This is a genomic window from Marinobacter sp. EN3, from assembly GCF_000475315.1.
Classification (GTDB): Bacteria; Pseudomonadota; Gammaproteobacteria; order Pseudomonadales; family Oleiphilaceae; genus Marinobacter; species Marinobacter nauticus.
On record NZ_AXCC01000024.1, the window covers coordinates 97,856 to 109,610 of the forward strand.

General features: G+C 60.7%; 8 protein-coding genes. 6 read left to right on the plus strand and 2 right to left on the minus strand.

Translation table 11 applies throughout. The annotated features are described in order from the left end of the window. Window positions 1–59: 59 nt before the first annotated feature. Window positions 60–1,202, plus strand: a complete 1,143-nt coding sequence (locus Q675_RS29080) for an efflux RND transporter periplasmic adaptor subunit (protein ID WP_273132492.1) — start codon at window positions 60–62, stop codon at window positions 1,200–1,202. A gap of 12 nt (window positions 1,203–1,214) precedes the next feature. Next, entirely contained in the window at window positions 1,215–4,325 is a 3,111-nt protein-coding gene (locus Q675_RS29085) for an efflux RND transporter permease subunit (RefSeq protein ID WP_011786906.1), read from the plus strand. A gap of 42 nt (window positions 4,326–4,367) precedes the next feature. On the opposite strand, the gene Q675_RS38120 is transcribed toward Q675_RS29085, so the two are convergent. Beyond that, on the minus strand, window positions 4,368–4,643 hold the full coding sequence (locus tag Q675_RS38120) for a hypothetical protein (RefSeq protein ID WP_152525363.1): 276 nt from the start codon (window positions 4,641–4,643) through the stop codon (window positions 4,368–4,370). On the opposite strand from Q675_RS38120, the gene Q675_RS29090 reads away from it, so the two are divergent. Both Q675_RS29090 and Q675_RS29095 read left to right on the plus strand, forming a co-directional pair. Continuing rightward, a complete protein-coding gene (locus Q675_RS29090; RefSeq protein ID WP_011786907.1) occupies window positions 4,618–5,715 on the plus strand; it encodes an efflux RND transporter periplasmic adaptor subunit in 1,098 nt (365 codons plus the stop codon). The two genes, Q675_RS38120 and Q675_RS29090, sit on opposite strands and share 26 nt — an antisense overlap. Continuing rightward, entirely contained in the window at window positions 5,715–8,795 is a 3,081-nt protein-coding gene (locus Q675_RS29095; RefSeq protein WP_011786908.1) for an efflux RND transporter permease subunit, read from the plus strand. The genes Q675_RS29090 and Q675_RS29095 overlap by 1 nt, the downstream gene beginning before the upstream one ends. Here the strand turns inward: Q675_RS29095 and Q675_RS29100 are convergent. Then, window positions 8,765–9,721: a helix-turn-helix domain-containing protein gene (locus tag Q675_RS29100; RefSeq protein WP_023011290.1), complete on the minus strand. Its 957-nt coding sequence runs from the start codon at window positions 9,719–9,721 to the stop codon at window positions 8,765–8,767. The two genes, Q675_RS29095 and Q675_RS29100, sit on opposite strands and share 31 nt — an antisense overlap. 221 nt (window positions 9,722–9,942) lie before the next feature. Here Q675_RS29100 and Q675_RS29105 point away from each other — a divergent pair, with 221 nt between their 5' ends. Together Q675_RS29105 and Q675_RS29110 are read left to right on the plus strand one after the other, a co-directional pair. Further along, window positions 9,943–10,254 carry a DUF3301 domain-containing protein gene (locus tag Q675_RS29105; RefSeq protein ID WP_011786910.1) on the plus strand — a complete coding sequence of 104 codons (312 nt, stop codon included), beginning with the start codon at window positions 9,943–9,945 and terminating at the stop codon, window positions 10,252–10,254. Between the two features lie 136 nt (window positions 10,255–10,390). Then, on the plus strand, window positions 10,391–11,710 hold the full coding sequence (locus tag Q675_RS29110; RefSeq protein ID WP_023011291.1) for a substrate-binding domain-containing protein: 1,320 nt from the start codon (window positions 10,391–10,393) through the stop codon (window positions 11,708–11,710). Window positions 11,711–11,755: the final 45 nt, after the last annotated feature.

Here is an 11,755-nt window from a genome sequence, read left to right on the forward strand (position 1 = left end):
CAATACAATACATTGAACCTATTACCTCCGAGCCAACCACATACGGGGACAACGTTGTGATTTCAAACAAACACCTGCCCGACAGCCGCCTGCTGGCGCTGCTGCTAACCAGTATTTTTGTACTTTCCGGATGCAGCGATCCGGCACCGCAACAACAAAACCAGCGCCCGGCGCCTCAGGTGGGGGTGTATGAAGTGGAAGAACAACCACTGGCCCTGTCTTCCGCCCTGCCTGGCCGCACCCGCGCCTGGCGGACTGCCGAGGTTCGCCCACAGGTGAATGGCATTATTGAAGAGCGACTGTTCGTTGAAGGCAGCGTAGTGGATGAGGGGTCAGTGCTGTACCAGATCGATGACGCTCCCTACCGGGCCGCCCTGGCCCGGGCCAATGCCAGCCTGACCAATGCCCGCAACCTGGCCAAGCGCTACGAAAACCTGGTGGGCACCCGTTCCATCAGCCAGCAGCAGTATGACGACGCCCTGGCTGCCCTGCGCAGCGCCGAGGCGGAATACGAAGCCGCCAGCATCAACATGAACTACACCCGGGTGAAAGCCCCGATCACCGGCAAGATCAGCCGTTCGCGAGTCAGCGAAGGCGCCCTGGTGACCAGCGGCCAGCAGCAGGAAATGGCCACCATCACCCAACTGGACCCGATCTACGTGGACATCGTGCAACCGGTCACCCGCCTTCTGGACCTGCAGAGCGCTATCGAAGCCGGGCTGATTGAAGCCGATGAGAACGACGTGGTTGAAGTCTCGCTGGTGCTGGAGAACGGCCAGGACTATCCGCACACCGGTTTGCTGAAGTTCTCCGAAGTGGTGGTCGATGAGGGCACCGGCTCGGTCACCCTGCGGGCTGAGTTCCCGAATCCGGATGGCAAGCTGCTGCCGGGTATGTTTGTGCGCGCGCTGGTGGAAGAAGGCACCCGCCCGAACGCCATCCTGGTGCCCCAGCAAGCGGTGTCACGCGATACCCGCGGCGTACCAACCGTCTGGGTGCTGGCCGAGGACAACACGGTAAGCGTCCGCCAGATTGAAACCGAGCGCACCGTGGGCAACGCCTGGCTGGTGCAAAAGGGGCTGCAGGCCGGTGAACAGGTGGTGACCGAGGGCGTTCAGCGCCTGGCGCCGGGCATTCCCGTGCAGCCGGCACCGGCAGCCAATGTCGACCTGAAAACCGAATTCGCAACCCAGGCCGAATAAGGAGCTCCGGACATGCCCCGATTTTTTATCGAACGCCCCATATTTGCCTGGGTCGTCGCCCTGATGCTGATGCTCGGCGGCGGACTGGCAGTAAAGAACCTCGCCGTTAACCAGTTTCCGGATGTCGCCCCGCCGGCGATTGCCTTGTCGGTGAATTACCCCGGCGCTTCCGCCCAGACCGTGCAGGACACGGTGGTCCAGGTGATCGAGCAACAGCTCAACGGCCTGGACGGCTTGCGCTACATCTCCTCCGAGAGCAACTCGGATGGCAGCATGACCATCATTGCCACCTTCGAACAGGGCACCGACCCAGACATCGCCCAGGTGCAGGTGCAAAACAAACTGCAGCTGGCCAACCCGCTGCTGCCCGAAGAAGTGCAGCGTCAAGGCATCCGGGTGTCTAAGTACAAGGTGAACTTCTTCACCGTATTTGCGCTGACCAGCCCTGATGGCAAGTACACCCAGGGCGACCTGGCCGATTACATCGTGTCCAATATCCAGGACCCGGTTGCGCGAACCCAGGGCGTCGGTGACTTTCTGCTGTTCGGCTCCCAGTACGCCATGCGCCTGTGGCTCGACCCGGAAAAACTCAACAGCTACCAGCTGACCCCGCAGGACGTGATCAATTCGGTGCGCGCCCAGAACGTGCAGGTCTCTGCCGGCCAGCTCGGTGGCCTGCCCACCGCAGAAGGCGTGCAGCTGCAGGCCACCGTTATCGGCAAGCAGCGCATGAAGACCGCCGAAGAATTCGAAAACATCCTGCTGAAAGTGAACCCGGACGGCTCCCAGGTGCGCCTGGCCGATGTCGCCGAGGTGAATCTGGGCAACGAGAACTACGCCACCACCGGTAAATACAACGGCGCGCCGGCAGCCGGTATGGCCCTGCGCCTGGCCACCGGCGCCAACCAGCTGGAAACCGCTGGCCGGGTAAAAGAAACCCTGGCAGAACTGGAACGCTTTCTGCCTGAAGGCGTAGAGATCGTCTTCCCCTACGACACCACACCGGTCGTGTCGGCGTCTATCGAGACCGTCGCCATGACCCTGATCGAAGCCGTGGTGCTGGTGTTCCTGGTGATGTTCCTGTTCCTGCAAAGCTGGCGCGCCACCATCATTCCCACACTGGCGGTGCCGGTGGTTCTGCTGGCTACCTTTGGCGTACTGTACGCCTTTGGCTTCACCGTCAACGTGATGACCATGTTTGCCATGGTCCTGGCCATCGGTTTGCTGGTGGACGACGCCATCGTAGTGGTGGAAAACGTCGAGCGACTGATGGAAGAAGAGGGGCTGTCGCCCAAGGAAGCCGCCAAGAAATCCATGGACCAGATCTCCGGCGCACTGCTGGGCATCGGCCTGGTGATTTCGGCGGTGTTCCTGCCCATGGCCTTTTTTGGCGGCTCCACCGGGGTGATCTACCGGCAGTTCTCGGTCACCATCATCTCGGCAATGTCGTTCTCTGTGCTGGTGGCATTTATTTTCACCCCGGCCCTGTGCGCCACCTTGCTGAAACCCGGCGACCAGCACGTCAGGAAAGGCTTTTTCGGCTGGTTTAACCGCACCTTTGACCGCAGCGCAGACCGCTACAAATCAGGCGTCAGTTACCTGATCAAACGTAAGGGCCGCTTTATGGGCGTGTACCTGTTGCTGGTCGTGGCTGTGGGCTTCCTGTTCAAGGGCCTGCCCACCGCATTCCTGCCGGACGAAGATCAGGGCGTGATGATTGTGATGGTGCAGCTGCCCACCAATGCCACGGGCGAGCGCACCGAAGCCGTACTGGCAGAAGCTGGAAATTATTTGCTGGAAGAAGAGTCCGAGGTGGTCAAGAGCGTGATGTCTGTGCGGGGCTTCAACTTCGCCGGCCGTGGCCAGAACTCCGGTATTCTGTTCGTGGACCTGAAGCCCTTTGCTGACCGGGAAAGCTTTGCCCAGAGCGTGTTCGCCCTCGCGGGCCGCTCCGGGGCAAGGTTCGCCCAGATCAAAGACGCCATCGTGTTCCCGATTGTGCCACCGGCCATTCTGGAGCTCGGCAACGCCACCGGCTTTGACCTCTACCTGAAAGACAACGGAGCTATCGGCCACCACGCCCTGATGGCCGCCACCAATGAGTTTATCAGCAGAGCCAATGCCGCGCCGGAGCTGAACATGGTGCGCCACAACGGCCTGCCGGACGAGCCCCAATACCAGGTGATCATCGATGACGAAAAAGCCCGGCTGTTGCAGGTGTCCATTGCCGACATCAATGCCACCATGTCTGCCGCCTGGGGTTCAAGCTATGTGAACGACTTCCTGCACAACGGCCGGGTGAAGAAAGTCTATGTGCAGGGCAAACCGGATTCACGACTGGCACCGGAAGACTTCGACAAATGGTTTGTGCGCAACGCCCAGGGTGAGATGGTGCCCTTTGCCGCCTTTGCCACTGGCGAGTGGGTGTTCGGTTCGCCGCGCCTGCAGCGGTATCAGGGCTTACCCGCTACGCAAATCCAGGGTGCTCCGGCTAACGGTTACAGTACCGGTGATGCCATGGCCGCACTGGAACGCATTGCCGCCGACCTGCCCCAGGGCCTGGGCCTGGAATACACCGGCCTGTCGTTCGAGGAAAAACAGGCCGGCAACCAGGCGATGATGCTGTATCTGCTGTCGATCCTGGTGGTGTTCCTGTGCCTGGCAGCCCTGTATGAAAGCTGGTCGATTCCGTTTGCGGTGATCATGCTGGTGCCACTGGGCGTGCTTGGCGCGGTCCTGGCCACCATGGCCAGAGGGCTGTCCAACGATGTGTTCTTCCAGGTGGGTATGCTGACTACCATGGGGCTGGCCGCCAAGAACGCCATCCTGATCGTGGAGTTCGCCCGCCAGCTCTATGAGCAGGAAGGCAAGCCGCTGCTGCAGGCCACCGCCGAGGCCGCCCGGCTGCGCCTGAGGCCGATCATCATGACCTCGCTGGCGTTCATCTTCGGGGTACTGCCCATGGCCATCGCCAGCGGTGCCTCCAGCGCCAGCCAGCATGCCATCGGCACCGCGGTGGTCGGCGGCACACTGGCCGCGACCATCCTGGCGATCTTCTTTGTACCGCTGTTCTACGTGTTTGTGGTGGGCCTGACCGGAAAGCGGAAATCCGCTGACGATTAACCGCCCAGCCGCTCAGAGTGATGCCGGGCCAGGAGGGCCCGGTCATCCAGCGATGAAAACACCACCCATAGCCGCCCAACCTGCATGGCTGGCACCGAAACCATAGGCGGCATAGGCCGCAATACCCGCACACATCAACCACGGTAATCTAACCCACACCACCTGGCGTAATTGCAATAGTGACAATGTCCTGTCGCTTTTGTAGCATGCTAATCCAAAACGCCTATTGACTTTAATGAACACCCCCCGGCAGGCGTCCGAAACTACAGGAATCCACTCCAGGAACAGACCTATGCGCACCGCATCCCGTTTTGTCATCGTCGTCATTTTCCTTGGTGTCGTCCTTGGCGGCATCTTCGGCTACAAGTTCATGCAGTTTGGCCAGATGAAGGAAATGCTGTCACAGCCGCAGCCGCCAGCGATCATTTCCGTAACCGAGGCAATCACCGAAAACTGGCAGCCGGCCATCAAGGCGGTGGGCAGCGTAGAGGCCATTAACGGTATTGAGGTGGCCAACGAGGTTCCGGGGGTGATCGAAAGTATCAATTTTGAATCCGGGGATACGGTGAAACAGGGGGACGTTCTCGTGCGCCTGGATGCCGCTATCGACGAAGCCGCCCTGCGCACCCGCCGGGCCGAGGCTCAACTGGCGCAGCAGGAGTTCAAGCGGATTTCCGACCTGCTGCCGCGGCGCGCCGTGTCCCAGTCCCAGTACGACGAAGCCAAGGCCAACTACGATGCCGCCCGGGCACGGGTGAACGAGGCCGAGGCCCAGCTGAACAAGAAGGTGATCAAGGCCCCGTTTGACGGCAAGCTGGGCATCCGGATGGTGGACCAGGGCCAGTACATCGGCACCGGCACCCCGATCGTCGAGATCAACATGCTGCACCCCATTTATGTGGACTACACCCTGTCCGAGAAATACCTGCCGGATGTCGACCAGGGCTATCCGGTGTCTGTCACTGTAGCCGCAGTGCCTGACCGCACCTTTGAGGGTGACGTCAGCGCCATTAACACCTCGGTGAACCCGGAAACCCGCACCGTGCGCATACGCGCCATCCTGAACAACGAAGATAACCTGCTGCGCCCGGGTATGTTTGCCACTGTCCAGACCGGCCAGCCCCGGGATAACGAAGTCGTCACCCTGCCCCGCGAGGCTATTTCCTATAACACTTACGGCAACTTCGTGTTCGTAGTGGAAGAAAACGATGAAGGCCAGCTGGTGGTCAGCCGCCGCAGCGTCACCACTGGCGAAGTCCGTGAGGGCAGGGCCTCCGTAACGTCCGGCCTCGAATCCGGTGAAACCGTGGTTGCCAAGGGCCTGCTCAGGTTGCGGGCGGGCCAGCGGGTTGAGATTCAGGACGAATCCGGCCAGGAGGCGTCTGAGTAATGAAATTCACCGATATATTTGTCCACCGGCCAGTGCTGGCCACGGTGGTCAGCCTGCTGATCCTGCTGCTCGGTGCCCGGGCCGCCATGGAAATGGAAATCCGCCAGTACCCGAAGCTGGAAAGCACCACGGTGACGGTCACCACCGCCTACCCCGGTGCCAGTTCGGACCTGATCAAGGGCTTTATCACCACGCCGCTGCAACAGGCCATTGCCGAAGCCAGCGGCATTGATTACCTGACCTCCACCAGCTCCCAGAGCGTGTCCACCATCCAGGCCAAGATGGTGCTGAACTACGACGCCAACGATGCCCTGGCGGAAATCCAGGCCAAGGTGGCCAGCCAGCGCAACGTGCTGCCAGCGGAAGCCGAAGACCCGGTGATCACCTCCACCACCGGTGACGACACCGCGTTGATGTACATCGCTTTCTACAGCACCGAGATGGATGTACCCCAGATTACCGATTACCTGACCCGTGTTGTGCAGCCGAAGCTGCAGGCGCTGTCTGGCGTCGGCAAGGCCCAGCTGCTGGGCCGAACCTTCGCCCTGCGGGTATGGCTGGATCCGGAACGACTGGCTGCGGTAGACCTGACGCCGGTAGAAGTGGCCGCCAAGCTGCGGGCCAACAACTACCAGGCCGCCGTGGGCCAGACCCGGGGCAAGTACACCGAAGTGAGCCTGACCAGCGACACCGACATCGCGGACCCGGAAGCCTTCCGCAACCTGGTAGTGAAGCAATCCGGCGGCACGCTGATCCGCCTTCAGGACATTGCCAGGGTGGAACTGGGCTCCCAGAACTACGACCAGCTGGCCCTGTACAAAGGCCAGCCGGCCACCTACGTGGCCATCGAAATGGCGCCCGGAGCCAACCCGCTGACGGTAGCCGGACTGGTGAAAGACGAACTGCCCGACATCGAAAGCCAGCTGCCCAGCGGCCTGAATGTACGCCTGGCCTACGATGCCTCGGACTTTATCGACGACTCCATCAACGAAGTTATCCGTACCCTGATCGAAGCCATGATCATCGTACTGGTGGTGGTGTTCCTGTGCCTGGGCTCAGTACGTGCCTCCGTGGTGCCGTCGGTTGCCGTGCCGCTGTCGCTGATTGGCGGCGCCTTCATCATGCTGATGTTCGGCTTTTCCCTGAACCTGCTGACCCTGCTGTCTATGGTGCTGGCCATCGGCCTGGTGGTGGATGACGCCATCATCATGGTGGAGAACGTGCACCGGCATATCGAACAGGGCGAATCCCGGTTCGAGGCCGCCATTAACGGCGCCCGGGAGATGGCTACCCCCATCATCGCCATGACCACCACCCTGGTGGCGGTGTACGCCCCCATCGGCTTTATGGGTGGCCTGGTGGGCTCGCTGTTTACCGAGTTCGCCTTCACCCTGGCCGGCACCGTGGTCATCTCCGGCATCGTGGCCCTGACCCTATCGCCCATGTTGTCCGGCAAGGTGCTCAAGCCACACGGCAACCCGGGCAAGTTCGAGCAACTGGTCGAGAAAACCTTCAACGGCCTGGCCAATGCCTACAAAGCAGCACTGACCTCGCTGATGCAGACCAAGTCTGTGGTGGTGTTCTTCGCTGTGGTGGTGCTGGGTTCCATTTACTTCATGGTGATGATGAGCCAGAACGAACTGGCCCCCACCGAAGACCAGGGCATCCTGTTCTATCAGGGTCTGGGGCCGGAAACGTCCACCCTGGACTACCTCTATGAGCACGGCCAGGAAGTGCAGGACCGCATGGCCACCGTGCCCGGCTACAACGAAGACTTCATGATCCTGGGTGTCACCAGCCCGAACGCCGTGTTTGGCGGCTTCAAGATGTCGCCCTGGAGCGAGCGGGAAATCAGCCAGTTCGAGGCCCAGCCGCTGCTGGATGCCGAGCTGAAGAATGTCACCGGCCTGCAAACCGCGGTGTTCCCGCTGCCGGCCCTGCCGGGTTCCGGCGGTGGCCTGCCGTTCCAGTTTGTGATCACCACCGGCGGCAGCTACGAGCAGCTGGACCAGGTGGCCGATGAACTGCTGGGCAAGGCCATGCAGAGCGGCAACTTCATGTTCCTGAAGAAATCCATCAACTTCGACAAGCCGAGCACCCGCATTAACGTGGACCGTGACCGGGTGGCAGACCTGGGCCTGTCGATGCAGGATGTTGGCCAGTCGCTGGCCAGCATGCTCAGTGGCGGTTACATCAACCGTTTCAACATGGAAGGCCGCTCTTACCAGGTGATTCCGCAGGTGGACGACCAGTTCCGCGCCAGCCGGGAAGCACTGGATGACTACTACATCCGCGCCGGCAACGGCGAGCTGGTGCCGCTGTCCAGTGTGGTCAGCTTTACCGAGGAAGTGGAACCATCCAACCGCACCCAGTTCAACCAGCTGAACTCGCTCACGCTCGAAGGGGTAGTCATGCCCGGCGTGGCCGCCGGTACCGCCATGGAATTCATGGAGCAGACCGCAGGCGAAGTGTTCCCGCAGGGCTTCAGCTTCGACTACACCGGCGAATCACGGCAGCTGGCGACCCAGGGCAGCGCCCTGGTGGTGACCTTCTTCCTGTCCTTGCTGGTGATCTACCTGGTACTGGCGGCGCAGTTCGAAAGCTGGCGCGACCCGATCATCATCCTGGTGTCGGTGCCCATGTCGGTTGCCGGCGCCATGGCGTTCATCGTGCTGGGCTTCGCCAGCATGAACATCTACACCCAGGTGGGCCTGATCACCCTGATTGGTGTGGTGTCGAAGAACGGCATCTTGATTGTGGAGTTCGCCAACCAGCTGCAGAAAGAGCAAGGCCTGAACAAAGTAGAAGCGGTGATTGAGGCAGCAGCTATTCGCCTGCGGCCGATCATCATGACCTCACTGGCACTGATCTTCGCCATGGTGCCGCTGCTGATCGCGGTGGGCCCCGGCGCCGAAAGCCGGTTTGCCATCGGCCTGACCATCAGTGCCGGCCTGGGCATTGGCACCCTGTTCACCGTGTTCGTATTGCCGGCGTTCTACATCCTGCTCGCCCGTGATCATCACGGCTCCGCCGCTGATGAGCACGAAGATCAGGAAAGTGCCGGCGCCAGCAGCTCCTGAGCCTGCAAACGCCGGCGCCACTGAACCGTTTCGCTGGGCAGCTCTCCGAAGTGTTCCCGGTAGAGCGCCGCGAAACGGCCAAAGTGGCTGAAGCCTTCATCACCGGCGTAGCGGGAGATATGGGGCACTGCACACTGGCAATCCACCAGCCGCCGGCGCACGCGGATCAGCCGGCAGCGCTGGTAATAGCGGTAGGGTGTCATTCCGGTCTGCCGTTTCATCAGGTAGTAGAGGTTACGCTCGCTCACTCCGGCGTGGCTGGATAACTCCTGCAGGTCAAAGGGCCAGTCCGGCTCTGTCCGTATCTTGCTGATGGCTTTCAGCAACCGGCGGTCCGGCTCCGGTACGGCTTCGGTTACCTTGGTAACACCTGAACTTCCCGCCAGAATCTCTCTAACCTCCCGCAAGACGGTTTCTGCCGCCTGGCATCCCTGATGGTGGTCTTGCAGAAATCCGGCCTGGTACAGAAACCGCTGGATACTCAGGGTGATCGCCTCACTGGTTGCCGCGGCCAGCTGCACCGCCTGTGGCTGCTCGGCCGGCATCAACAGGAGCAGGCGGCTTTCGGCCGTCACCCGAAGACTGAAGGTTTGCCCCGGGAGGATTAGCTGAAATGGAAGCAGGGTATTGGCAGCCGCGCCATCAGAGAGAAGCTCACAGTGGCCCTGAACCGGAAACACCAGCAACACCGATTCCAGACGGCAGTGCTGCAGCTCCAGGCCCTGTCTCACCGACAAGGCTGCTACCAGGCCGCCGCCCACGCCCAGTGCCGACAGCGAGCCTACTTCCTCTTTTGGCCGGGACAAATCACAGGCCAGCCCTGAGCAGCCCAGCAAATCCTGCAGGGCAAGGGTCCACTCCCCACAGGCGGCACGGTTCAGGCGAAGGTAAGATTCCAGCTCAGGATTGGCGATAAAGTTCTGCATACCACTCGAACAGGCAAAAGGTGAGGCTGCTGTTTTAAGCAACAATCCCACAAATCCCTAGCCATATCTTGCAAAAACCCTATTACCCACATGGTTATTGGCAATTTCTTGATACCCATCAAGCCCTGATATCACCAACATCACAATTCCCCGACACCACAGGATAAGGTAGGCTGGCTGCCAGCCATGCTTGTTCACACAGAACTCTACAGGACACACCCTTGACCCTCGGAACCCTCTTCTGGCTGTTTATTGCCGGCTTTGTTGTCTGGTACTGGTGGCAGGCCAAAGCCATCAAAGACTCGGTGCTGAAAGCGGCCCATCGCTACTGCAAAAGCATGGACGTACTGCTGCTGGACGATGCGGTGTACCTGCGGGGCCTCTGGTTCAAACGGGACCCACAAGGCAGCTTGCGGGTATGGCGCCGTTTTCTGTTCGACTTTGCCACCACCGGCGAAGAACGCTATACCGGCCGGGTAATCATGCTCGGCCGCAAAATTGTGCATATGGAACTGGATCCACACCGGTTTTGACCGAAAGACTGTTTACAATTCGTTACCTTAAAATCCCGAATCCAGGCCCTGCCCGACCGGCCTGAAACATAACTGTCATATTTATGTAGCATCCTTGCGCCAGCACAACTTCTTGTCCTGAATAGGTTTTCTGGTGATGTCTTATTCCATTTCTGCAGCCTTCAAGGCTGGCGCACTGGCGTTGTTGACCGCCCTGCCGTTGTCCTCTGCTCTGGCCCATAACCTGGAAATCCACGGCTCCAACACCGTGGGGGCGACCCTGGCACCCATGCTGGTGACCGGTTATCTGGAACAGATTGGTAACGGCTCCGTGCAAACGGGTGCAACCGGCGTAGAGAACGAAAAGATCCTGGGCGTGACCAGCGAAGGTGGTCCCCTGAGCGTGCTGGTGGCCGCCCATGGTTCCAGCACCGGTTTTCGCACCCTGGCTAGCGGCCAGGCCGGTATCTGGGCATCGTCCCGCCCGGTCAAACAGAGCGAGGCCGATCAGGTCAATGCACAGGCCGACCTGACCGCGCTGGAAAGTGAACATGTGATCGCCATCGACGGCCTGGCCATCCTGGTGCACCCGTCCAACCCCGTCAGCAGCCTGAGCATACAGACACTGGGGCAGATCTTTGCCGGCGAAATCCGCAACTGGTCAGAACTCGGCGGCCCGGACCACGCCATCAGCCTGTACGCCCGGGACGACCGTTCCGGCACCTGGGATACTTTCAAATCCCTGGTCCTCGGTAAAACCTACACGCTGGACAGCAGCGCAATGCGCTATGAATCCAACGACCAGCTTTCCGACGATGTGTCCCGGGACCCGGGCGGCATCGGTTTCTCCGGCCTGGCCTCGGTGCGCAACAGCAAGCTGCTGGCCATTTCCGACGGCAATGCCCCGGCCCTGAAACCGAACCAGCTCACCGTGGCCAGCGAAGACTACCCGCTGTCACGCCGGCTGTTCATGTACACCATGGGCAACCAGACCCCGGAATTCGCCCGCGGACTGATTGAATTCGCCCTCGGCAATGAAGGGCAGGCGCTGGTGGCCGAATCCGGCTTTATTTCCCAGAACCCGATTGCGGTAAAGCCGGAGCTTGATAGCTCGGTGCCGGACACCTTCAAGCGCCTGACCGCCGAGTATCAGCGCCTGACTGTGAACTTCCGGTTCTCGGAAGGCCGCACCAAGCTGGATAACAAGGCCCAGCGTGACCTGCTACGAGTCATCGATTACCTGGAACAGCATGGCCGCTCCGCGGACGACCTGTTGCTGATCGGCTTTGCCGACGCCCAGAGCCACGAACTGCGGGCCCAGATGATTTCCGAACTGCGCGCGCTGTCCGTTCGCAAGGCCCTGCACCAGACAGGACTGCCCCGGGTGGCCTACACTGGTTACGGACAATACATGCCTGTCGGTGGCAGCGGTAACCAGAGAAACGGCCGGGTGGAAGTGTGGATCAGGGCGCGATAATTTTCCTATACTGCCATTGTCACCACCAACCAACAGACCGGGACA